The organism is Pseudomonas sp. XS1P51 (assembly GCF_054897845.1).
In genome coordinates this window covers 3,673,519-3,694,905 of the sequence record NZ_CM142707.1, presented here as the reverse complement: position 1 = coordinate 3,694,905, position 21,387 = coordinate 3,673,519, and the positions used below count along the sequence as shown (strand labels likewise).

At 60.1% G+C, this 21,387-nt stretch carries 20 protein-coding genes; 12 read left to right on the top strand and 8 right to left on the bottom strand.

Features of this window, described 5'->3' with window-relative positions; all coding sequences use genetic code 11:
- Nucleotide 1 precedes the first annotated feature (1 nt).
- Nucleotides 2–415 carry a DUF4398 domain-containing protein gene (locus ACYZUD_RS17160; protein WP_462019375.1) on the bottom strand — a complete coding sequence of 138 codons (414 nt, stop codon included), beginning with the start codon at nt 413–415 and terminating at the stop codon, nt 2–4.
- A gap of 376 nt (nt 416–791) precedes the next feature.
- Nucleotides 792–1,136 carry a pilin assembly protein gene (locus tag ACYZUD_RS17155; protein WP_462019374.1) on the bottom strand — a complete coding sequence of 115 codons (345 nt, stop codon included), beginning with the start codon at nt 1,134–1,136 and terminating at the stop codon, nt 792–794.
- 201 nt (nt 1,137–1,337) lie between these two features.
- On the opposite strand from ACYZUD_RS17155, the gene ppc reads away from it, so the two are divergent.
- The 7 genes from ppc to ACYZUD_RS17120 all read left to right on the top strand — a co-directional run bounded on the left by ppc (nt 1,338) and on the right by ACYZUD_RS17120 (nt 8,606).
- On the top strand, nt 1,338–3,968 hold the full coding sequence (gene ppc, locus ACYZUD_RS17150; RefSeq protein WP_462019373.1) for a phosphoenolpyruvate carboxylase: 2,631 nt from the start codon (nt 1,338–1,340) through the stop codon (nt 3,966–3,968).
- A gap of 288 nt (nt 3,969–4,256) precedes the next feature.
- Nucleotides 4,257–4,904, top strand: coding sequence for an adenylate kinase (gene adk, locus ACYZUD_RS17145; RefSeq protein ID WP_462019372.1), 648 nt, complete (start codon nt 4,257–4,259; stop codon nt 4,902–4,904).
- Between the two features lie 86 nt (nt 4,905–4,990).
- Nucleotides 4,991–5,665 carry a tRNA (adenosine(37)-N6)-threonylcarbamoyltransferase complex dimerization subunit type 1 TsaB gene (gene tsaB / locus ACYZUD_RS17140; RefSeq protein WP_462019371.1) on the top strand — a complete coding sequence of 225 codons (675 nt, stop codon included), beginning with the start codon at nt 4,991–4,993 and terminating at the stop codon, nt 5,663–5,665.
- Between the two features lie 222 nt (nt 5,666–5,887).
- Nucleotides 5,888–6,193: a hypothetical protein gene (locus tag ACYZUD_RS17135; RefSeq protein ID WP_462019370.1), complete on the top strand. Its 306-nt coding sequence runs from the start codon at nt 5,888–5,890 to the stop codon at nt 6,191–6,193.
- A complete protein-coding gene (locus tag ACYZUD_RS17130; protein WP_462019369.1) occupies nt 6,193–7,053 on the top strand; it encodes a DUF72 domain-containing protein in 861 nt (286 codons plus the stop codon). The genes ACYZUD_RS17135 and ACYZUD_RS17130 overlap by 1 nt, the downstream gene beginning before the upstream one ends.
- A 33-nt stretch (nt 7,054–7,086) precedes the next feature.
- Nucleotides 7,087–7,908 carry an isocitrate lyase/PEP mutase family protein gene (locus ACYZUD_RS17125; RefSeq protein WP_462019368.1) on the top strand — a complete coding sequence of 274 codons (822 nt, stop codon included), beginning with the start codon at nt 7,087–7,089 and terminating at the stop codon, nt 7,906–7,908.
- Between the two features lie 2 nt (nt 7,909–7,910).
- The gene (locus tag ACYZUD_RS17120) at nt 7,911–8,606 is read left to right on the top strand and encodes an extensin-like domain-containing protein (RefSeq protein ID WP_462019367.1); all 696 of its coding nucleotides are present in this window, start codon (nt 7,911–7,913) and stop codon (nt 8,604–8,606) included.
- A 3-nt stretch (nt 8,607–8,609) separates the two neighbouring features.
- On the opposite strand, the gene ACYZUD_RS17115 is transcribed toward ACYZUD_RS17120, so the two are convergent.
- Nucleotides 8,610–9,230 carry an energy transducer TonB gene (locus ACYZUD_RS17115; RefSeq protein WP_462019366.1) on the bottom strand — a complete coding sequence of 207 codons (621 nt, stop codon included), beginning with the start codon at nt 9,228–9,230 and terminating at the stop codon, nt 8,610–8,612.
- A 93-nt stretch (nt 9,231–9,323) separates the two neighbouring features.
- Between ACYZUD_RS17115 and ACYZUD_RS17110 the strand changes: the two genes are divergently transcribed.
- Nucleotides 9,324–10,106 carry a class I SAM-dependent methyltransferase gene (locus tag ACYZUD_RS17110; protein ID WP_462019365.1) on the top strand — a complete coding sequence of 261 codons (783 nt, stop codon included), beginning with the start codon at nt 9,324–9,326 and terminating at the stop codon, nt 10,104–10,106.
- Nucleotides 10,107–10,223: 117 nt separating this feature from the next.
- On the opposite strand, the gene ACYZUD_RS17105 is transcribed toward ACYZUD_RS17110, so the two are convergent.
- Complete coding sequence (locus tag ACYZUD_RS17105) at nt 10,224–10,868, bottom strand: TetR/AcrR family transcriptional regulator (protein WP_462019364.1); 645 nt, start codon at nt 10,866–10,868, stop codon at nt 10,224–10,226.
- A gap of 94 nt (nt 10,869–10,962) precedes the next feature.
- Here ACYZUD_RS17105 and ACYZUD_RS17100 point away from each other — a divergent pair, with 94 nt between their 5' ends.
- The 3 genes from ACYZUD_RS17100 (at nt 10,963) to ACYZUD_RS17090 (ending at nt 16,578) form a co-directional block, all read left to right on the top strand.
- Nucleotides 10,963–12,063, top strand: coding sequence for an efflux RND transporter periplasmic adaptor subunit (locus tag ACYZUD_RS17100; RefSeq protein WP_462019363.1), 1,101 nt, complete (start codon nt 10,963–10,965; stop codon nt 12,061–12,063).
- A 6-nt stretch (nt 12,064–12,069) separates the two neighbouring features.
- The gene (locus ACYZUD_RS17095; RefSeq protein ID WP_462019362.1) at nt 12,070–15,141 is read left to right on the top strand and encodes an efflux RND transporter permease subunit; all 3,072 of its coding nucleotides are present in this window, start codon (nt 12,070–12,072) and stop codon (nt 15,139–15,141) included.
- A gap of 96 nt (nt 15,142–15,237) precedes the next feature.
- Nucleotides 15,238–16,578 (top strand): Fic family protein, encoded by a 1,341-nt coding sequence (locus ACYZUD_RS17090; RefSeq protein ID WP_462019361.1) that lies wholly within the window; start codon nt 15,238–15,240, stop codon nt 16,576–16,578.
- An 87-nt stretch (nt 16,579–16,665) separates the two neighbouring features.
- On the opposite strand, the gene ACYZUD_RS17085 is transcribed toward ACYZUD_RS17090, so the two are convergent.
- The 3 genes from ACYZUD_RS17085 to plsB form a co-directional block, all read right to left on the bottom strand.
- Nucleotides 16,666–17,355, bottom strand: coding sequence for a DUF4197 domain-containing protein (locus tag ACYZUD_RS17085; RefSeq protein ID WP_462019360.1), 690 nt, complete (start codon nt 17,353–17,355; stop codon nt 16,666–16,668).
- 27 nt (nt 17,356–17,382) lie between these two features.
- Nucleotides 17,383–17,781, bottom strand: coding sequence for a YbaY family lipoprotein (locus ACYZUD_RS17080; protein ID WP_462019359.1), 399 nt, complete (start codon nt 17,779–17,781; stop codon nt 17,383–17,385).
- 117 nt (nt 17,782–17,898) lie between these two features.
- Nucleotides 17,899–20,400: a glycerol-3-phosphate 1-O-acyltransferase PlsB gene (gene plsB / locus ACYZUD_RS17075; RefSeq protein ID WP_462019358.1), complete on the bottom strand. Its 2,502-nt coding sequence runs from the start codon at nt 20,398–20,400 to the stop codon at nt 17,899–17,901.
- Nucleotides 20,401–20,567: 167 nt separating this feature from the next.
- Between plsB and ACYZUD_RS17070 the strand changes: the two genes are divergently transcribed.
- Nucleotides 20,568–20,777 carry a cold shock domain-containing protein gene (locus ACYZUD_RS17070; RefSeq protein WP_462019357.1) on the top strand — a complete coding sequence of 70 codons (210 nt, stop codon included), beginning with the start codon at nt 20,568–20,570 and terminating at the stop codon, nt 20,775–20,777.
- Between the two features lie 166 nt (nt 20,778–20,943).
- On the opposite strand, the gene ACYZUD_RS17065 is transcribed toward ACYZUD_RS17070, so the two are convergent.
- Nucleotides 20,944–21,321 (bottom strand): hypothetical protein, encoded by a 378-nt coding sequence (locus ACYZUD_RS17065; RefSeq protein ID WP_462019356.1) that lies wholly within the window; start codon nt 21,319–21,321, stop codon nt 20,944–20,946.
- Nucleotides 21,322–21,387: the final 66 nt, after the last annotated feature.

The following is a 21,387-nucleotide window of genomic DNA, read 5'->3' as shown; positions in this document are numbered from 1 at the left end:
CTTACTGCACAGTGCGCTGGCTTTCCTGACGCAGTTCCTGAACCCCTTTCTGAGAGTCCTTCACAGCTTGTTCGGCTTTCACTGCCTGGGCTTTGCGTTCCGCTACGCGAGCGTCCCACTCGGCCTGTTCGGCGAGCATTCTGGCTTCGTCATACTTTTTGTCGTGCATGGCGATTTCGGCTTGTTTGAGCTTGTCCTGGGCGGACTTCATTTCCACGGCAGCGAATTCGGTGCCCCCAGCGCTGACGGCGCTGTTGACTGCCGATTCGGTGACGGCGTATTGCTCGGTCGGCGGGTTACCGGCACAACCGGCCAGCACAAAGCTGCTGCCAATCGCCAGGGCCGCCAGTTTCAGGCCGCGCAGGGGGAGGAACGAGGGTTGGGAAGTTCGGGTCTTCATGGTTTTCAACTCCATTGGAATAGCTCCTGAAAAACTTAAAAATCCATCCTGGGCAAGGAGCCGCAACCATCAATTTTCGGGGTGTTTTGAAACGGCCGTCCCAGGCGTGGTTACTGGTTACGACCCAAGGCATTTTTTAAAAGTTCAGAGAAGATGGCCTATCGCCCGAAAAAACTTTGACCGAACGAACAAGGCTCTAAATTGGGAACTTTGGCGATGCGTAGCGGTATTCCCGACCTATTTTCGGGTCAGGAGCACACAATTGCTGAAGGGATATGCACGTCAATGTGGGAGCGAGCCTGCTCGCGAAAGCGGTGTTTCAGTCAACATTTATTTCAACTGACAAGGCTTCTTCGCGAGCAGGCTCGCTCCTACAGGTCCTGCGGAAAATTCAGTGTTTCTGTTTGTCGTTACTGGCCGACAAATCGTGCAGATGACGACGGGACAATGCGAGAAAACGTGGAGTCGGACCGACGTCTTCGTACAGCGGATCGCCCTCTTCGTCGGTGGCCACAATGGTCGAGCCCTTCACGTACGGAAAGCTCTTTTCCAGCTCTTCGAGCGCAGCGCCGATCAGTTCGCCGAGCAGTTCTTCGGGATGCCGTTTGGGGTACATCTCGATGATCGCCGCCAGCCGTGCAGCGGCCTCGACATCCAGGTGTATCGAGTAGCCGGTGTCGGTCAGGCGACCCTTGGCGTTTTCTTCCCAGTGATGGGCTAGCTCGCGGATTTTCATAAAGACCTCATTGCGCTCCTGCTCGTGGCAGGCAGTGTGAGTGTCCGGCCATGGCCGGCGAAAGCCGTTGTACGGCCTACTCTTCAGACTAGCTTTAACGCTCAAGGTTTAAAGTCCCTTCGTCGTCTGCTTGTAAGAACGGCTTTACGGCGGCACTCTCTAGTGACTAAGCACACCCGGATTTTCGCTGGAGAACTGCTGATGACCGATATTGATGCACGCTTGCGCGAGGACGTTCACCTGTTGGGTGAGCTGTTGGGCAACACCATTCGTGAACAGTACGGGGACGGCTTTCTCGACAAGATCGAGCAGATCCGCAAGGGCGCCAAGGCCGACCGTCGCGGTTCGATGGACGCCGAACTGAGCGCCAGCCTCAACCAGTTGAGCGAAGATGAGTTGCTGCCCGTTGCGCGGGCGTTCAACCAGTTTCTCAACCTGGCCAATATCGCCGAGCAGTATCAGCTGATTCACCGTCGCGAAGAGTCGCGGCCAGCGCCGTTCGAAGCGCGCGTGCTGCCGGAGTTGCTTGCTCGCCTGCTTGCCGAGGGTCATGGCGCTGAATCCCTGGCGCGGCAATTGGGACGACTGGAAATCGAGTTGGTGTTGACCGCTCACCCGACTGAAGTGGCGCGTCGCACGCTGATCCAGAAATACGACGCCATCGCCGCGCAGCTGGCTGCCCAGGACCATCGCGATCTGACTACAGCCGAACGCGAACAGATCCAGGCAAAGCTGCAGAGGCTGATCGCCGAAGCCTGGCACACCGAAGAAATCCGCCGCACCCGCCCGACCCCCGTGGACGAGGCCAAATGGGGCTTCGCGGTGATCGAACATTCGCTGTGGCAGGCGATCCCCAACTATTTGCGCAAGGCCGATAAAGCCCTGCATGACGCCACCGGCCTGCATTTGCCGCTGGAGGGCGCGCCGATTCGCTTTGCCTCGTGGATGGGTGGCGACCGGGACGGCAACCCGAATGTGACTGCCGTTGTCACCCGTGAAGTCCTGTTGCTGGCGCGCTGGATGGCGGCTGATTTGTACGTGCGTGATATCGACCATCTAGCGGCCGAATTGTCGATGCAACAGGCCAACGATGCGCTGAAAGCCAAGGCCGGCGACAGCGCCGAACCTTATCGCGCCGTGCTTAAGCAGTTGCGTGAACGCCTGCGTGCGACGCGAAACTGGGCTCACGCCTCCTTGACGACAGCCACGCCAGCGCCCGCCGATGTGCTGCAAAACAACCGCGACCTGCTCGATCCGCTGGAGCTGTGTTACCAGTCGCTGCATGAATGCGGCATGGGCGTGATCGCCGACGGGCCGCTGCTCGATTGCCTGCGCCGAGCCGTGACGTTCGGGTTGTTCCTGGTGCGTCTCGATGTGCGACAGGACTCTTCGCGACACTCGGCGGCCATGACCGAAATCACCGATTACCTCGGTCTGGGGCGCTACGAAGACTGGAGCGAGGAAGAGCGCATCGCCTTCCTGATGCGTGAACTGAACAACCGTCGGCCGTTGCTGCCGACGTACTTCAAGCCATCGGCCGACACCGCTGAAGTGCTGGCGACTTGCCGGGAAATTGCCGCCGCGCCGGGTGCTTCGCTTGGTTCTTATGTGATCTCCATGGCGGGCGCCGCTTCCGACGTGCTGGCCGTGCAACTGCTGCTCAAAGAGGCCGGCGTGTTGCGGCCGATGCGCGTGGTGCCGCTGTTTGAAACCCTCGCCGACCTCGATAACGCGGGGCCGGTGATCGAAAAACTGTTGCTGCTGCCGGGTTATCGCGCGCGCCTGCAAGGGCCGCAGGAAGTGATGATCGGCTATTCCGATTCGGCCAAGGACGCCGGCACCACGGCGGCGGCCTGGGCGCAATATCGGGCGCAGGAACGCTTGGTGGATATCTGCCGCGAGCAGCAAGTGGAGTTGCTGTTGTTCCACGGCCGCGGCGGCACCGTGGGTCGTGGCGGTGGCCCGGCGCACGCGGCGATTCTGTCGCAGCCACCGGGTTCGGTCGCGGGGCGTTTCCGTACCACCGAGCAGGGGGAAATGATTCGTTTCAAATTCGGCCTACCGGACATCGCCGAACAAAACCTCAATCTGTATCTGGCGGCGGTGCTGGAAGCGACTTTGCTGCCGCCACCACCACCAGAGCCTGCCTGGCGCCACTTGATGGACGAATTGGCGGCAGATGGTGTCAGCGCTTACCGCGCCGTGGTGCGGGAAAACCCGCAATTCGTCGAGTACTTCCGCCAGTCCACCCCGGAACAGGAGTTGGGACGCTTGCCGCTGGGCAGTCGCCCGGCCAAGCGCCGCGCCGGAGGGATCGAAAGCCTGCGGGCGATTCCGTGGATCTTCGGTTGGACCCAAACGCGGCTGATGCTGCCGGCCTGGCTGGGCTGGGAAGCGGCGCTGAGCAAGGCGCTGGAGCGCGGCGAAGGCGAACTGCTGGGGCAGATGCGCGACCAGTGGCCGTTCTTCCGCACCCGCATCGATATGCTGGAAATGGTCCTGGCCAAGGCCGACGCCGATATCGCCCGGTCCTACGATGAACGTCTGGTCGAGCCGGATCTGCTCCCTTTGGGTGCGCATTTACGCGACCTATTGTCGCAGGCCTGCGCCGTGGTCCTTGGGCTGACCGGCCAGTCTCAACTACTGGCACATAGCCCAGATACCCTTGAATTCATCCGCTTGCGTAACACCTACCTCGACCCGCTTCATCTATTGCAGGCCGAATTGTTGGCGCGTTCGCGACAACAGGAAGTGGCCCAAGGCAGCCCGGTAGAACAGGCGCTGCTGGTGTCTGTGGCGGGGATTGCCACCGGTTTGCGAAATACAGGCTAAGGTTTTTGCCGTGGGGTCGGGCACTTAATGCGTTGCGTTGAGTGCCTGTTGGCGCGGGGCTGAAAAGTGCTGCCAGGCGACAGTTAATGATGGGGTTGCGACTTGGGGTACCCCGTCGCGAGGTCGCGTCAGGCGCGGGTTTCTCCGACTTTCGGCGGCTTGTGTGGTCCGGGCCTGCTGTGTATCTTGATCAGCCTTTGGCCGTTTGGGCGGTCACGACCCTGTTTTTGAGATTGGCCCCACGAGGCGAATCCGTTGTTATCTATATAAAAATTGAGGAGCACATCGATGCGCGTCATTCTGCTGGGAGCTCCCGGGGCCGGTAAAGGTACTCAGGCTAAGTTCATCACCGAAAAGTTCGGCATCCCGCAAATCTCCACCGGCGACATGCTGCGTGCCGCGGTCAAGGCCGGCACCGAGCTGGGCCTGATCGCCAAGAGCGTCATGGACAGCGGCGGTCTGGTGTCCGATGACCTGATCATCAATCTGGTCAAGGAACGCATCAGCCAGGCCGATTGCGCCAACGGTTTCCTGTTCGACGGTTTCCCGCGCACCATTCCCCAGGCTGAAGCCCTGGTGAAAGCCGGCGTCGAGCTGGATCACGTGGTCGAAATCGACGTCAAGGACGAAGACATCGTCCAGCGTATCGCCGGTCGTCGCGTTCACGAGGCTTCTGGCCGCGTGTACCACATCGTCTACAACCCGCCGAAAATTGCCGGTAAAGACGACATCACCGGTGAAGAGCTGGTGCAGCGCAAGGACGACACCGAAGAGACCGTGCGTCATCGTCTCTCGGTTTACCACGCGCAGACCGAGCCTCTGGTGAAGTTCTATCAGGAACTGTCCGCTGCTCAGGGCAAACCGCAGTACAGCCACATCGAAGGTGTTGGCTCGGTTGAAGCGATCACCGGCAAGGTGCTTGAAGCACTGAGCTGAAAACCGCTGCATCCTCTACGGCCCGCTTGCGGGCCGTAGTTGTTTATACTGGCGCACTTTTTCTGACCTCTCTTACGGAAACATCGATGAGCACCTTGCTGGCCCTGGACACCGCGACTGAAGCTTGCTCCGTTGCCTTGCTGCATGACGGCAAGGTCACGAGCCATTACGAGGTGATCCCGCGCCTGCATGCGCAGAAGCTGTTGCCGATGATCCAGCAATTGCTCGCCGACGCCGGGATCACGCTGCAAGCGGTGGATGCCATTGCTTTCGGGCGTGGGCCGGGCGCCTTTACCGGTGTGCGGATCGCCATCGGTGTGGTGCAGGGGCTGGCGTTTGCGCTGGATCGCCCGGTTCTGCCGGTGTCGAACCTGGCGGTGCTGGCGCAACGGGCGTATCGCGAACACGGCACAAGCCAGGTCGCAGCGGCCATCGACGCGCGGATGGATGAGGTGTACTGGGGTTGCTACCGCGAAACGGCGGGGGAGATGCGGCTGGTCGGCAACGAAGCCGTGTTGCCGCCGGAAGTCGCTGCGTTGCCGGCGGACGCCAGCGGCGACTGGTTTGGTGCGGGCACCGGTTGGGGTTATGCCGAGCGCATCGCCGTCAGCCTGACCGGTCAGGACGCGGGCATGTTGCCCCACGCCGAGGATCTGCTGACCCTGGCGCGTTTTGCCTGGGAACGCGGTGAAGCGATCGTGGCGGATGAGGCTCAGCCGGTTTATCTGCGCGATAAAGTGGCGACGCCAAAAGCGCGTTGATTCCCAAGACCGAGTTGTAACCATCGCGAGCAAGAGGATCTACGCTGACCCCTGTGGGAGCGAGCCTGCCCGCGATGACGAACGTCGCAACGCAGCCAATCGTCAGTTTCTAACCCCGGCTTTTAAACCTTTTCGCTTTTCTGTGTTCTAGTTATCACTCGGCGGTTTGCGTAGCGGGTCATGTGCCACTAAACTGCCATCATTGATACCGAGCATGTACTTATGCGTATAGACGGCCTTTCCTCTCAGTCCTACCCCATCAAGCGCAAGCCTCGTAAAGGGCATGTGGTTGAGGATGAATCCGTCGATATCGACGGCGAGCTGGAATTCCCGTCCGAAGAGCAACTGGCCGCCCGTGCCGCCAAAGCCTCCGCGCAGCGCTTGAGCAATCTCCCGGCTCGTCAACAAGACATGCTTTACCACCGTGCCATGAGCAAAAGCGTAGCGATGGCCCTGGCCAGCTACCTCAGCACCGCCGGTTTTGTCGATTGGGATTCGGATGTGCTGGGCCTCGACCTGTACATCTGATGTTGCTGCCTTACTACCTCGGCTGTCCGTCCTGGAGTGAAAACGCCTGGCGCGATTACCTCTATCCGCAAGACGCCAAGTCCTCCGAATTCCTAAATCTTTATTCGCAAGTATTCAACGCCGTGGAAGGCAATACGACCTTCTACGCGAGCCCGGCTGCCACCACGCTGCAGCGCTGGGCCGAGACCATGCCCGAGCACTTTCGCTTCACCGCCAAATTCCCCGGCGACATCAGCCACGGCGGAGACCTGCGTGAACAACTGACCGCCACCGAAACCTTCCTGCAATTGCTCAGCCCTCTCGGTGCGCGGGTTTCGCCGTTGTGGCTGCAATTGTCCAAAAGCTTTACGCCTCAACGATTGCCCGAGTTGGCCGGTTTTATCGATGCGCTGGAGCGACCGCTCGCAGTGGAAGTGCGCCATAGCGAGTTTTTCGCCAAAGGTGACAGTGAGCGAATGCTCAATCGCCTGCTGCTGGATCGCGGCGTCGAGCGCATTTGTCTTGATCCGCGCGCACTGTTCAGCTGCACCTCGACCGATCCTTCAGTACTCCACGCGCAATCGAAAAAGCCCAGGGTTCCGCCCCGTCCGGCGGCGTTCACGCAATTCCCGCAGGTACGGTTCATCGGCCATCCGCAACTGGAAGCCAACGATCCATTCCTGGTGCCCTGGGTCGAGAAAATCGCCCTCTGGATCGAAGAAGGCCGCACGCCCTACATCTTCCTGCACACCGCCGACAACCTGCTGGCCGCGAAACTGGCGCAACGTTTTCACGCAAAACTGATGCTGCGTTTGCCTGGCCTGCCGCCGCTGCCTGAGCTATACAGAGAGCCCGCCGCCGAGCAACTTGGCCTGCTCTGAGGCGGATTCGTTCCCTTTTTCAGGAGCCTGCCAATGGAGGCGCAAACCTTTCGAGCCCAGGCGTTCAAAGCACTGCACGAACGCGCGGGCGCTTTTGTCATTCCCAACCCCTGGGACGCCGGCTCGGCGAAAATGCTCGCCAGCCTTGGTTTCGAGGCACTGGCGACCACCAGCGCCGGATATGCATTTTCCCAGGGCCGGCTCGATGGTGGACTGACGCTGGATGAGACCCTGGCGAATGTCCGGGCGATTGTCGCGGCCACCGATCTGCCGGTCGCGGTGGATCTGGAAAACGGTTTTGCCGACGGTCCCGCCGAATGCGCCCAAAGCCTCTTGCGGCCCGCCGCAGCAGGCGCCGTTGGCGGTTCGATCGAAGATGCCACGGGGCGTGAAGGCAGTCCGATCTACTGCTTCGAACATGCCGTGGCGCGTATCGAAGCCGCTGTCGCCGCGGCTCGCAGTTTGCCTTTCCCCTTCATGCTGACAGCGCGGGCCGAGAACTTCCTGCATGGCAATCCCGATCTGGCCGATACCATCCGCCGCTTGCAGGCATTCGCCGAAGCCGGCGCCGATGTGTTGTATGCGCCGGGTTTGCGCAGTGCTGAAGACGTGCTGGCGGTGGTGCGTGCCGTGGCGCCGAAACCGGTCAATGTGCTGATGTCCGGCGGGCTGAAGCTGACGGTCGAGCAGTTGAGTGAAATGGGCGTCAAGCGCATCAGCGTCGGTTCGGCGCTGGCCTTGGCAGCGCTTGGTGAATTTTTCCGTGCGGCCGAAGAGATCAAGACTTCGGGCACGTTCAGCTTCACGTCGCGGTCGATGCCGTACGCGCAGGCCAATCAACTGTTCAAAGGCTGACGATGCGGTTTCGCGGGTGGCTATTGCTGATGCTGTTGATCATCGCTGCGGCGGGCGGGAGCGTCTGGCGAGGCTGGATCTCGCTGCCGCCGCAGTGGAACCCATGGGCACCGCTGGACGTGAAGGCCGAACCCAATTTCTTGACACGTTACAAGTTGATGCGCCTGCGCGACGATCCGCAGTTGTGCGATCAAGCCCTGAGCAGTTCCGGATTGCGCGTGACCCATCAGGCCGACAGCCCTGACGCGACGTGCCCGCTGATCAACACCTTGCGCGTGCAGGGCGGCGACGTGGCGCTGAGCAGCAGCTTCCTTGCCAGTTGCCGCCTGGCGGTATCGTTTGCCCTGTTCGAACACCATGCCCTGCAACCCGCTGCGCAAGCGGCCTATGGGCAGGCGGTCACCCGCGTCGACCATCTCGGCAGCTTTGCCTGTCGCAACGTCTACAGTCGCGAGAACGGCAGGCGCAGCCAGCATGCTTCCGCCAATGCGCTGGATATCGCCGGTTTCCGTCTGGCGGACGGGCGATCTATCAACGTGCTCAAGGATTGGCCGAAGGATAATCAGGACGCACGGTTTTTACGCCAGGTCCGCGATGGCGCCTGCGACATGTTCAGTGTGGTGTTGAGCCCGGACTACAACGCCGCCCATCGCAATCACTTTCACGTGGATGTCGGGCCGTGGTGGGTGTGCCGCTGAGGGTTACGCGGCGATACGCAGGTTCTGCAGAACGATCGGGCGAGCCCAGCCGATATCGAAATCGAAGTTTTTCTGTTGCTCCACCAACTCTTCGGGCGGGAACGGCGGGAACGGCTTGTCCAGCAGATCGAGTTCGAATTCGGCGATCGGCAGGTGCAACGGACGCGGCTGCGGTGCAGCGCCCGGTGCTGGCAGTGGTTGACCGTTGGCCAGTACGATCGGGCGAACCCAGCCGCTTTCGAAGTCCTGCTGCTTCTGCTGAGCGACGATTTCTTCTGTCGGGAACGGTGGGAACGGTTTGTCGGCCAGGTCCATTTCGAACTCGGCAATCGGCAGGAACAGTGGCTCTGGTGGCTTGACCTGGGTTTCCTTCACGTCGCATTCGCGCTGGGAAATGATATGCGCCAACAGCTCACTGCCAACCGTGGGCTCGATCGGGCTGTCGAGATCGACCGGCGGAAAATCGAGAGAAGCCGGCACGACATCGCCCGACTGATCGGCCAGGGCCTGGGCAAAAAAATCCTGCCACAGGTGACTGACGCCGCTCAGTGCTTGGGAGTTTCGCAGGCCAAAATCGCCGTGAGGCGAGATGTAACCTATCGATGTGCGTTGAATGTCTGACATTTCTCTCGGTCGACGCTCAGCTCTGGCAAAATGCTCGTTAGTTTTGTTATCGGCCGTTTTTGCCGATCATTAATTTTTTGAGCGTGTTTTCCCATGATTGAGCAACCTGCGGCCTGCCGCATCCATGTCGAGGCTTCGGCCCCGGCGTTTCAGCCACAGGCCGAGCAATGGGCCGAGCGCCTGGGCCTGCCGATGCAGGTGGCTGACGGTGAGTTTGCCTTGCAGGTGGGCGAGCAGGGTTTGCAGCTGCAACAACTGGGGCCGGATGCACCGGGGCCGGTGCGGGTGGACTTCGTCGAGGGCGGCGCGGCGCATCGCCGGTTGTTCGGTGGTGGCACGGGGCAGATGATCGCCAAGGCGGTTGGCATCGCGCAGGGCGTGCGCCCGCGTGTGCTGGATGCCACAGCAGGGCTGGGCAAGGATGCGTTCGTGCTGGCGAGCCTGGGCTGCGAGATGAGCCTGATCGAGCGCCAGCCATTGATCGGCGCCTTGCTTGAAGATGGCCTGGCCCGTGGTGCGGAAGATTTCGACGTGGCACCGATCGTGGCGCGCATGCGGTTGCTCAAGGGCAATTCGATCGAGGTGATGCGCAACTGGGAAGGCGAGCCGCCCCAAGTGATCTACCTCGACCCGATGTTCCCCCATCGTGAGAAAACGGCGTTGGTGAAGAAGGAAATGCGCCTGTTCCGCCCGCTGGTAGGGGATGACCCGGATGCGCCGGCATTGCTCGAAGCGGCGTTGGCCCTGGCCAGCCACCGGGTGGTGGTCAAACGCCCGCGCAAGGCGCCGTGTATTGCGGGGCCGAAGCCGAGTCATGCGCTCGACGGTAAATCCAGCCGGTATGACATCTATCCGAAGAAAGCGCTGAAGCCTTGAGACCGAGGCGCGCCCTTCGCGAGCAGGCTCGCTCCCACAGAAAATCTAAGGTGATGCTTAGATCCCTGTGGGAGCGAGCCTGCTCGCGAAGGCGTCAATCCAGACACTCAATATCTATCAGGCTGACTCAGGTCGATAAGCCCGCATAAACAATCCCACCACTTCCTGCACATGGCTCTCGGCCGCATCCCCGGTCAACGGCTCACCACAGCCATAAAGCAAGCGGAAATTCCCCGCTCCCTTGAGCAGGCAGAAGAAATGCTCGGCTGCATTGCGTGGTTTATCGATGCTCAACGAACCGCACTGGTCAATCTTGACCAACAACCGCTCCATGCCATGCAGCATCCGCTCCGGCCCGGCCTCGAAGAAGATCTGCGAGAGTTTTGGATCCTGGCTGCCCAGCGTCATCATCAAGCGGTGCAAGTTCACCGACTCCTCGCTGTTGATCAGCAAATGAAAACCGCGCGCGATGTTCAGCAGCACCGTTTCCACCGCGATGCCGTCCGGCAATTCGAAAAACAGCGTAGGCAATTGCTCTTCGCACTTGGCCATGACGGCGGCAGAGAACAGTGTCTCCTTGTCGTTGAAATGGCTGTAGACGGTCAGCTTCGACACGCCAGCCTCGGCCGCGACGGCGTCCATGCTGGTGTTGGCATAACCGTTACTCAGAAACAGGATTTTCGCCGCATCGAGGATCGCCTGGCGCTTGGCCAGATCCTTGGGGCGGCCCGGACCATTGGGGGCTGAAAGATTGTTCGTCATTCTTCGCTTTTAATACTGGACTGGTGAGTTTGCTATTAATAACATACTGGTCAGTATAATTATTCCAAGCACCATTAGCGAAAGGTCCTTCACCATGTTCCGCTATGCCTTGCCCCTCGCGTTGCCAGTCAGTCTGGCGTTTTTATTGACTGCGTGTGGTCACGAAGAGGCGCCTCAAGTCACCGTACGCCCGGCCATGGTGGTGCAACCAGAGCCTTCCGCGCAGGCAATGGAAAGCTATCCCGGTGAAGTCCGCGCCCGCTATGAGCCGGATCTGGCGTTTCGCATTGGCGGTAAAGTCAGCCGACGACTGGTCGAAGAGGGGCTGCGGGTCAAGGCCGATCAACCTCTGGCGGAACTCGACCCCCAGGACGTGCGCCTGCAACTGGAAGCCATGCGCGCCCAGGTCGCTGCCGCAGAGGCCAACCTGAACCTGGTACGCGCCGAGCGTGATCGCTACAAGACCCTGATGGACCGTCAGATGGTCAGCCGTTCGCAGTACGACAATTCCGAAAACCTTTACCGATCCGGTGAAGCACGCCTCAAGCAAATTAAAGCCGAGTTCAACGTCTCGACTAACCAGGCCAGCTACGCCGTACTGCGTGCGCCCCAGGATGGCGTGGTGGCCAAACGCTCGGTAGAGGTCGGGCAAGTGGTGGCGGCCGGACAAACCGTGTTTACCCTGGCCACCGATGGCGAGCGCGAAGTGTTGATCAGCCTGCCGGAGCAGAGCTTTGGCCGTTTCAAGGTCGGTCAGCCGGTGTCGGTGGAGCTCTGGACTCAGCCCGATCAGCGCTTCGCCGGGCGCATCCGTGAGCTGTCGCCCGCCGCCGATCCAAAGTCCCGCACCTTCGCCGCCCGCATCGCATTTACCGGCGGCAAGGTCCCTGCCGAACTTGGCCAAAGTGCCAGGGTGTTCGTCCAGACCGCCGAAGTGGTGCCGCTGTCCGTACCGCTTTCCGCGCTGACGGCGGAAAACGGCGCGACCTACGTCTGGGTCGTCAGTGCCAATAACACTTTGAAGAAAACCCCTGTGCGGGTCGGTGCCTTCGGCGAGAAAACCGTACCGGTACTCGAAGGCCTGAATGCCAGCGACTGGGTGGTGGCCGCTGGCGTCCATGTGCTTCTTGAAGGGCAGCAGGTGCGCCCGGTGGATCGCTCTAACCGCGTGGTCAATCTGGCGGACAAGGAGTAATCCCCGATGGGTTTCAATCTTTCCGAATGGGCGCTGCGTAATCGCCAGATCGTACTGTTCCTGATGCTCTTGCTGGCGGTCGTCGGTGCGCTTTCCTACACCAAGCTGGGCCAAAGTGAAGACCCGCCGTTCACTTTCAAGGCCATGGTGATTCGTACGATCTGGCCGGGTGCCACGGCCGAGGAAGTGTCGCGTCAGGTCACCGAACGCATCGAAAAGAAATTGATGGAAACCGGCGAGTACGAGCGCATCGTTTCGTTCTCTCGCCCCGGCGAATCCCAAGTGACGTTCATCGCCCGGGATTCCATGCATTCCGTGGATATTCCAGAGCTCTGGTATCAGGTCCGCAAGAAGACCAACGATATTCGGCACACCCTGCCACCGGGTGTTCAGGGGCCATTTTTCAATGATGAATTCGGCACCACCTTCGGCAATATCTACGCCTTGACCGGCGACGGTTTCGACTACGCGGTACTCAAGGATTACGCCGACCGCGTCCAGATCCAGCTGCAACGGGTCAAGGATGTGGGCAAGGTCGACCTGCTCGGCCTGCAGGACGAGAAGATCTGGATCGAACTCTCCAACGTCAAACTGGCCACCCTCGGCTTGCCTTTGGCGGCGGTGCAGCAGGCCCTTGAAGAGCAAAACGCGGTGTCCACCGCCGGCTTCTTCGAAACCACCAGCGAGCGTTTGCAGCTACGGGTTTCAGGGAATTTTCAGACGGTCGACGAGATCAAGAACTTCCCGATCCGCGTAGGAGATCGCACCTTCCGCATCTCGGATGTGGCGAACGTGCGGCGTGGATTCAACGATCCACCGGCGCCGCGCATGCGCTTCATGGCAGAAGACGCCATCGGTCTGGCCGTGGCCATGAAGGACGGTGGCGACATTCTGGTGCTGGGCAAGGCGCTGGAAATTGAGTTCGCCAGAATCCAGAAAAACCTTCCGGCCGGTATGCAGTTGCGCAAGGTTTCGGACCAGCCGGCTGCGGTGAAAACCGGTGTCGGCGAGTTCGTCCAGGTGCTGGTAGAAGCACTGGCGATTGTGTTGCTGGTGAGCTTCTTCTCCCTCGGCGTGCGCACCGGTATGGTGGTGGCGCTGGCGATTCCGTTGGTACTGGCGATGACGTTCGCCTGCATGTATTACCTCGGCATCGGCCTGCACAAGATTTCCCTCGGCGCGCTGGTGCTGGCGTTGGGCTTGCTGGTGGACGACGCGATCATTGCGGTGGAAATGATGGCGATCAAAATGGAGCAGGGCTTCGACCGGATCAAGGCCGCCAGCTATGCCTGGACCAGCACGGCGTTCCCGATGCTCACCGGTACGCTGATCACCGCGGCCGGCTTCCTGCCGATTGCCACCGCGCAATCGGGCACTGGCGAATACACCCGCTCGATCTTCCAGGTGGTGACCATCGCGTTGTTGGCGTCGTGGATTGCAGCGGTGGTTTTCGTCCCGTATCTGGGGGAAAAACTCCTGCCGGATCTGGCGAAGATTCATGCCGCCAAACACGGTACCGGCGACGGCCAACCCGACCCTTATGGCACGCCGTTTTATCAACGCGTCAGACGGCTGGTGGAGTGGTGCGTGCGGCGCCGCAAGACGGTGATCGTGCTGACCGTTGTGTTGTTCGTCGGGTCGGTTGTGCTGTTCCGATTTGTCCCGCAGCAGTTCTTCCCGGCTTCGGGTCGTCTGGAGCTGATGGTCGACCTGAAGCTGGCTGAAGGCGCGTCCCTGAGCAACACGGCCGATGAGGTCAAGCGCCTCGAAGCACTGCTGAAGGATCACGCCGGCATCGACAATTATGTGGCCTACGTCGGCACCGGGTCGCCGCGCTTTTACCTACCGCTGGATCAGCAACTGCCTGCGGCGAGCTTCGCGCAGTTTGTAGTCCTGGCCAAGACCATCGAAGAGCGTGAAACCCTGCGTACCTGGCTGATCGAAACCCTCAACGAACAGTTCCCAGCCCTGCGTTCGCGGGTCACGCGTCTTGAAAACGGCCCGCCGGTTGGCTATCCGGTACAGTTCCGGGTCACCGGTGAGCACATCGAGGAAGTCCGCGCACTGGCACGTAAAGTCGCGGCCAAGGTTCGCGAGAATCCCCACGTGGCCAACGTTCACCTGGACTGGGAAGAACCGAGCAAAGTTGTTTATCTGAACGTCGATCAGGACCGCGCCCGGGCGCTTGGCGTGAGCACCGCGAACCTGTCGAAGTTCCTGCAAAGTTCATTGACCGGTTCCAGCGTCAGCCAGTACCGCGAAGACAACGAGTTGATCGAAATCCTGCTGCGCGGCACCTTGCATGAACGCACCGAGTTGTCGTTGCTGCCAAGCCTGGCCGTGCCGACCGACAACGGTCGCAGCGTGGCGCTGTCGCAAATCGCGACGCTGGAATATGGCTTTGAAGAAGGCATCATCTGGCACCGCAACCGCTTGCCCAACGTGACGGTCCGCGCCGACATCTACGGCAAGGAACAACCGGCGACGCTGGTGCAGCAGATCATGCCGACCCTTGATCCGATACGTGCCGAACTGCCAGACGGGTATTTGCTGGACGTCGGCGGCACTGTGGAAGACTCGGCCCGCGGGCAGAACTCGGTGAAGGCCGGCGTGCCGCTGTTCATCGTGGTGGTGCTGACCTTGCTGATGCTGCAACTGCGCAGTTTCTCACGCACGGTGATGGTGTTTCTGACAGCGCCATTGGGGTTGATTGGCGTGACCTTGTTCCTGATGGTGTTCCGTCAGCCGTTCGGTTTCGTTGCCATGCTCGGGACCATCGCGCTGTCGGGGATGATCATGCGTAACTCGGTGATTCTGGTGGACCAGATCGAGCAGGATATCGCTGCCGGGCTCAAGCCCTGGCAAGCGATCATCGAAGCCACCGTGCGGCGTTTCCGGCCGATTGTGCTGACCGCGCTCGCCGCTGTGCTGGCGATGATCCCGCTGTCGCGTAGCGTGTTCTTCGGGCCGATGGCGGTGGCGATCATGGGCGGGTTGATCGTGGCGACGGCGCTGACGTTGTTGTTTTTGCCGGCGTTGTATGCGGCTTGGTTCAGGATCAAGAAAGAGCCTGTCTAACCTCCTACATGTATTTCAGATCCCTCTGATATTGAGTCAGAGGGGGCTGAATGCTGTACTCAAGACTCAGTTTCACGAGTTTTTGAGACAGCAAAAATGAAAAAGCCGCCCGTTTTGACGGGAAGAACCGACCCGGTGTTCGACCTGTTGGTGCAATCGCCCCACAAGGAACGCCTCTCGGATTACCTTGCCTTGCTCAAGCCGCTGGACGATCAGGGGCGCTATTTGCCTTTTGATGAGTTGCGCTACCGCTGGGGGCCGGGGCTGGATCCGAATCTGTGCTGGGCGTTGGTGAAGAAAGCCCGGTCAGCGCAGTATTCCAGCCTTCTGCCCTTGGGCGAGCCGATCCAGTGGGGCAACTTCGTGTTCACGCCGCTGGCGCAGAAAGCTGTTTCCGCCGTCGATCGACAAGCCACGACGGCCGCATTGGAGTACATGACCGGTCAGATCGGTGAACACGCGCATTTCAGTTATCTGTTGAATGATTTGATCGAAGACGAAGCCATCAGCAGCAGTCAGCTGGAGGGTGCGGCTACCACCACTCGGGTGGCCAAGGACATGCTCAAGCGTAAGCGCCTGCCGCGCACGCCGGACGAGCGAATGGTGATCGGTAATTACAAGATGATGAACTTCGCCTGGGAAAAGCGTTATGAAGCCCTCAGTGTCGAGTTGATCGCAGCGATGCACCGTGTCGGCGTCGAGGGCATTGATGACGCGCAGTATTCACCGGGGACACTCAGGGGCAACGATGACGTGGTGGTGCAGGACGGTGAGGGCAACACCGTTCATACGCCGCCCCCCGTGGCAGGTCTGGTGTCACGATTGCAGGTGTTGTCGAAGTGGATCAACCAGTCCCACAACAACCCCGATCACGTGGATTACCTTCATCCACTGATCAAAGGCATCGCACTGCATTTTGCGCTGGGCTATGAGCATCCGTTCCGCGATGGCAATGGCCGGGTCGCGCGGGCGCTGTTTTACTGGTTCATGTTCAAGAATGACTTCTCGGCGTTTCGCTACATTGCCATCAGCGTTTTACTGCGCAATGCGCCGGTGAAGTACGGGCGGTCGTATCTGAATACTGAGGCTGATGACCTGGACCTGAGCTATTTCATCGACTTTCAATGTTCGGTGATCCTGCGGGCTGTCAGCGGTTTTACCGAGGCTTATCGGAAAAGTCTGGCGTATGCCGAAAGCTTTGATCGCTGGTTGTTGGCGTCCGGTTTTTTTGACCGATTGACCGAGAAGCAGCGAGCCGTGTTCCAGGTGGCCAAGAGTGGGATGGCCAAGGAGTTTACGGCGGTCAATGTGAAGGAGAATCTGGACTGCTCTTACAACACCGCATCGGCGACCTTGAACGGGTTGGTTGAGTTGAAGGTGTTCGAGAAACGGAAGATGGGGCGCGAGTGGGTGTTTTTCTTGCGCGGAGCCCCATAGGAGCTGCCGAAGGCTGCGATCTTTTGATCTTGAAATCCGGATCAAGATCAAAAGATCGCAGCCTTCGGCAGCTCCTACAGGTGATCGTTACAGCGTTCCGAACACTTTTTTCGCCAAACTGGTTGCCGCCGCCGCAGGGTTCTTGCGAATGGTTTCTTCCTGCTTGCCGATCATCTCGAACAAACCGTTCAACGCCTGCTCGGTGACGTAGTTTTCGATGTTGGCGTTCTTCGCATCCACTACGCCCAGCGTCGCGGCTTGTCCGGCGAACGAGTTGTACTGCTTGGCCAGACCAACCTGATCGGTGGCTTGCTTGACGATCGGCAGGAACTTGGCGCGGATCTGTTCGCGGCTGGTTTTGTTCAGGTACTGGGTGGCCGAGTCGTTACCGCCGCTGAGAATCCCCTTGGCATCCTCCACGCTCATCTTCTTCACCGCATCCACCAGGATCGGCTGGGCTTGCGTGACTGCGGTTTCAGCCGCTTTGTTCATGCTGGTTTCCAGTTGATCGACCTGGTCGCCCATGCCGAACTGTTTCATTTTGCTGGCGACCTTGCCGAGTTTGCCCGGCAGTTCGATTTTGACGTCCGGGTTGTTGCTGAAGCCGCCCGGTGTGCCGAGTTGTTTCACGGCCAACTGTGCGCCTTGGGTCAGGGCATCCTTGAGGCCGCCGGTGGCGTCCTTTTGCGACAGGTCACTGAGCGACAGGGCCAGGGCGCTGGCGGAAATCATCAAGCCTGCGCACAGGCCGGCGAAGCGAAGGGTAGGACGGAACATGGCGGCTTCCTTGTTCAAAAAAAAGAATTAACGGACAGCGTCGACGCGGATTTTCAGTGGCTGCGGATCGCTGCCATCCAGTTGCACGGCGTGATGTTCGGTGGTGATGAACATCAGTTTGCCATTCACCTCAATGCGCGCGCTGACCGAATAACGATGGCCGGGTTTGACCTGTGCCGGATCGTAGCTCAGATGAAATGGCAATGGCACCTGACCTTTGACCGGGCCTTTCTGTTCATCGAGGACCACGGCGGGTGCGTCGGCCAGAGATACATCCTGCAAGCTGACACTCAAGGTGGCGGTGGGCGGCAGGGCGATGCGTTGCAGGTAGAAGACTTCGCCGTCGAGACTGGTTTTAGCGCCAGGGTGCATCGAATGACAGGCTCCAAGCAAAGCGGCCATGGCCAATAGAGAAAGTTTTTTCATCGTACATCTCCACTTAATGTGGGAGCGAGCCTGCTCGCGAAAGCGGTATGTCATTCAACATCATCGCTAGATGACACACCGCTTTCGCGAGCAGGCTCGCTCCCACTGGGTTTTGCGTTAGTTCTCGGGCTGTGTGGTGGCCTGATCCGCAGCATCTTCACTGCGATGCAACGCCACCTGACGGATCGACAAGCGGATCTCCGCCGGCAACACCCGTTTGGCCGCGCCTTCGGCCAGTTCGCCAAGCAGCTCGTGGTAGCTCAGCTTGCCGGCTTCGTCGCGCTTGAGCACGTCGAGGTCCAGCATGGTCTGGATGAAGTGGCGGAACAGGCTCTTGTCGAAGAACTCCGGGGCGTTCAGGCCATGGAGGATCGACAGGCGTTGGGCCATGACCGTGCAGAGGTCTTCCAGTTCTTCGGCGCTGATGCTGTTCTGGCCGCTGTTGAGCAGCAGGGATACGGTCATGTAGAAGCGCTGCAAGGTCTGGGCGATGCTCTTCGACAGCAAGGTCAGCAACACGAAATGCCGTGAACTCGGCGCCGGCCGCAGGTAGACGTCGTTCTCGAAACGCAGCAGACCTTGCTCGACGAACGCTTCGAGCCATTGATCGATTACCGCATCCAGCTCGTCCAGCGACCAGCGGATGAACAGTTCCGATTGCAAGTACGGATAGAGCGCGCGGGTGTAGCGCAGGATCTGTTCGCGGCTCATGCGCGACGCGCTCTGGAAGAAGCTTGCCAGCAATGACGGCAACGCGAAGATGTGCAGCACGTTGTTGCGGTAGTAGGTCATCAGGACGGCATTCTGCTCGTCCAGGTACAGAATCTTGCCCAGGGCATCGCTCTGTTCGGACAACAGCTGCATGCCCTTCACATGCTCGATCAACGCCCGGCCATCGCCTTCCGGCAGCGTGGTGTGCGGCGAGTAGGGAACCTTGCGCAACAGGGCCAGATACAGATCGAGCACCCGAGCCATCGCACGATCGTCCAGGGCCAGTCGGCTGGTGGACAGCAACGCCAGGGCCACCAGGTTGACCGGGTTGATCGCCGCTGCTTCGTTCAGATGCTGCGCGACTTTCTCGCCGAGACGGTTGGTGGTTTCGTTGAGCCAGGCCGGTTTGAACTGCGGGCCGAGTTCCTGTTTGCGCCAGTCTGGCTGTTCGCTGTCGAGGAACTCCGCCAGTTTGATCGGCTCGCCGAAGTTCACCGCCACTTGGCCGAAGCGCTGTTTGAGGGCGCCGATGACTTTGAAGATGTCGAAGATCGATTCTTTCTTCTTGCTCGCGCCACGCAGTTCGCCGAGGTAGGTCCGGCCTTCCAGCACGCGTTCATAACCGATGTACACCGGAATGAAGACGATGGGCATGCGCGACGACCGCAGGAAGCTGCGCAGGGTGATCGCCAGCATCCCGGTTTTCGGTTGCAGCATGCGCCCGGTGCGTGAACGGCCGCCCTCGACGAAGTACTCCACCGGGAAGCCTTTGGTGAACAGGGTGTGCAGGTATTCGTTGAACACCGAGGTGTACAGCGGGTTGCCCTTGAAGGTGCGGCGCATGAAGAACGCACCGCCACGACGCAGCAGGCTGCCGATCACCGGCATGTTGAGGTTGATCCCGGCGGCAATGTGCGGCGGGGTCAGGCCGTTGCGAAACAGCAGATACGAGAGCAGCAGGTAGTCGATGTGGCTGCGGTGGCACGGCACGTAGATGACTTCGTGCCCCTGGGCAACTTTCTGCACGCCTTCGATGTGGTTGACCTTGATGCCGTCGTAGATCTTGTTCCAGAACCAGCTCAGCACCACTTCCAGAAAACGGATCGCGGTGTAGGTGTAGTCCGAGGCGATCTCGTTGCCATAGCGCAGGGCCTGGGCCTTGGCTTTCTCCGGGGAGATGTTCTCGCGCTCGGCTTCGTCGAGGATCGCCTGTTTGACCAGTGGCTGATTGAGCAGGCCTTTGACCAGGTTGCGACGGTGGGAAATGTCCGGGCCGATCACCGCGGCTTTCAGGTTGCGGAAGTGCACCCGCAGGATGCGCTGGGCCATGCGCACGGTGCGCTCGTGGCCCTTGTTGTGGTCGATCAGTTCACGCAGGTGAATCGGCGCGGAGAACTGCACGCGGGTCTTGCGGCCCAGCACGATGATGCTCAGCAGCCGGCGCAACCGCCCGGTCACCGCCCAGCTATCGGCGAAGAGCAGTTTCCACGGGCTCGATTCGCTGTCGGGCGATTGGCCCCAGAACACGCTGACCGGAATGATTTGCGCGTCTTCGACGGCGTTCTGGCTCAGGGCGCTGACCAGGCGGGTCAAGGTCGGCGGCGCACCGCGCTTGTCCTGGCGACCGAGCCAGTCGGGCTCCGGCGTCAGGTAAAAGAACGCGGCGGGTTCGATCAGCGTACCGACCGATACCGGCAGCACCGGGCGGGGCAGGCCGGCCTTGCTGCACTCGGTGTCGACCACGGCGAGGTCGGTCAGTGAAGGGTTTTGCAGGACGTAGAACACCGGACGACTGCGGTCGAGGTTGAGGGTGAACGACGACTGGTTGATCGTCTCCGAGCGAACCCAGAGGTACAACAATCGACGCAGGGTGCCAAACACAAGACGGCGGAACGGGGAGCGGGTCATACGGCTTCTGCGTGAGTGGATAAAACCGAGCAAATGCTCGGGCGGCCGATAGTGTGCCGTATTCGCCGAAAATCGGCAAAAAAGCGGCTAAGTAAAGTTGAGTTGAGAGTTTTGGCGCGTGTCATATACTCGACCGCTCAAAATAAAAAGAAGGGGGGTAACGAGACATGGCTACGCGCGAAACCGGCAGTGTGAAGTGGTTCAACGACGCCAAGGGTTATGGCTTCATTCAGCGCGAGGACGGGGTGGACGTGTTCGTGCACTACCGCGCGATCCGCGGCGAAGGGCACCGCTCGTTGGCTGAAGGCCAGCAGGTTGAATATGCGGTGGTGAGCGGCGAGAAGGGCTTGCAGGCTGAAGACGTCGTCGGCTTGTAACCAACACCCTTCAGATCACACAAAACCACTGTGGGAGCGAGCCTGCTCGCGAATGCGGTGTATCAGTCGACATCAACGTTGAATGACTCACCGCATTCGCGAGCAGGCTCGCTCTCACATTTGATCGGTGTCGCCCACCGGTTTTGTAAGCGACACAAAACAGGCTTTAAGCGGTTTTCCAGGTGATCTCTTCTTCACCATCGGCACTAATACGCATCCAGCGATCCGCTGACTCTTCACCTTCTTCCTCGACCCAGCTCCCCGGTGCACAACGCACTTCAACGTTCAGTGCGGCAAACGCGGCGCGGGCGCAGGCGATGTCGTCTTCCCACGGCGTCTGGTCGCTTTCCAGGTACAGGCTGTTCCATTTTCCTACGGCTTTCGGCAGCCAGGTGACTGGCATGTTGCCGGCCTTGCACTTGTAGGTCTGACCTTTCTGAACCCAATCGGTGCACGGGCCCAAGGCTTCGCCGAGCCAGGCCGCAATGGCCTTGTAGTCGACGTCGGCGTCTTTCAGGTAAATCTCGATATCGGGTTGGCGCATGGATGTCCTCACTGCGGGTCTGAAAAATCCATTCGCGGATTTAGCCGGCCTCGAGCCGTTTGCTCA

Excerpts from the sequence above, each read along its gene's own strand:
- tsaB (WP_462019371.1), top strand. The coding sequence starts at position 4,991 with ATGAGCACCTTGCTGGCCCTGGACACCGCGACTGAAGCTTGCTCCGTT.
- ACYZUD_RS17120 (WP_462019367.1), top strand. The coding sequence starts at position 7,911 with ATGCGGTTTCGCGGGTGGCTATTGCTGATGCTGTTGATCATCGCTGCG.
- ACYZUD_RS17110 (WP_462019365.1), top strand. The coding sequence starts at position 9,324 with ATGATTGAGCAACCTGCGGCCTGCCGCATCCATGTCGAGGCTTCGGCC.
- adk (WP_462019372.1), top strand. The coding sequence starts at position 4,257 with ATGCGCGTCATTCTGCTGGGAGCTCCCGGGGCCGGTAAAGGTACTCAG.
- ACYZUD_RS17130 (WP_462019369.1), top strand. The coding sequence starts at position 6,193 with ATGTTGCTGCCTTACTACCTCGGCTGTCCGTCCTGGAGTGAAAACGCC.
- ACYZUD_RS17125 (WP_462019368.1), top strand. The coding sequence starts at position 7,087 with ATGGAGGCGCAAACCTTTCGAGCCCAGGCGTTCAAAGCACTGCACGAA.
- ACYZUD_RS17135 (WP_462019370.1), top strand. The coding sequence starts at position 5,888 with ATGCGTATAGACGGCCTTTCCTCTCAGTCCTACCCCATCAAGCGCAAG.
- ACYZUD_RS17080 (WP_462019359.1), bottom strand. The coding sequence starts at position 17,781 with ATGAAAAAACTTTCTCTATTGGCCATGGCCGCTTTGCTTGGAGCCTGT.
- ACYZUD_RS17085 (WP_462019360.1), bottom strand. The coding sequence starts at position 17,355 with ATGTTCCGTCCTACCCTTCGCTTCGCCGGCCTGTGCGCAGGCTTGATG.
- ACYZUD_RS17115 (WP_462019366.1), bottom strand. The coding sequence starts at position 9,230 with ATGTCAGACATTCAACGCACATCGATAGGTTACATCTCGCCTCACGGC.
- plsB (WP_462019358.1), bottom strand. The coding sequence starts at position 20,400 with ATGACCCGCTCCCCGTTCCGCCGTCTTGTGTTTGGCACCCTGCGTCGA.
- ACYZUD_RS17070 (WP_462019357.1), top strand. The coding sequence starts at position 20,568 with ATGGCTACGCGCGAAACCGGCAGTGTGAAGTGGTTCAACGACGCCAAG.
- ppc (WP_462019373.1), top strand. The coding sequence starts at position 1,338 with ATGACCGATATTGATGCACGCTTGCGCGAGGACGTTCACCTGTTGGGT.
- ACYZUD_RS17095 (WP_462019362.1), top strand. The coding sequence starts at position 12,070 with ATGGGTTTCAATCTTTCCGAATGGGCGCTGCGTAATCGCCAGATCGTA.
- ACYZUD_RS17100 (WP_462019363.1), top strand. The coding sequence starts at position 10,963 with ATGTTCCGCTATGCCTTGCCCCTCGCGTTGCCAGTCAGTCTGGCGTTT.
- ACYZUD_RS17090 (WP_462019361.1), top strand. The coding sequence starts at position 15,238 with ATGAAAAAGCCGCCCGTTTTGACGGGAAGAACCGACCCGGTGTTCGAC.
- ACYZUD_RS17155 (WP_462019374.1), bottom strand. The coding sequence starts at position 1,136 with ATGAAAATCCGCGAGCTAGCCCATCACTGGGAAGAAAACGCCAAGGGT.
- ACYZUD_RS17160 (WP_462019375.1), bottom strand. The coding sequence starts at position 415 with ATGGAGTTGAAAACCATGAAGACCCGAACTTCCCAACCCTCGTTCCTC.
- ACYZUD_RS17105 (WP_462019364.1), bottom strand. The coding sequence starts at position 10,868 with ATGACGAACAATCTTTCAGCCCCCAATGGTCCGGGCCGCCCCAAGGAT.
- ACYZUD_RS17065 (WP_462019356.1), bottom strand. The coding sequence starts at position 21,321 with ATGCGCCAACCCGATATCGAGATTTACCTGAAAGACGCCGACGTCGAC.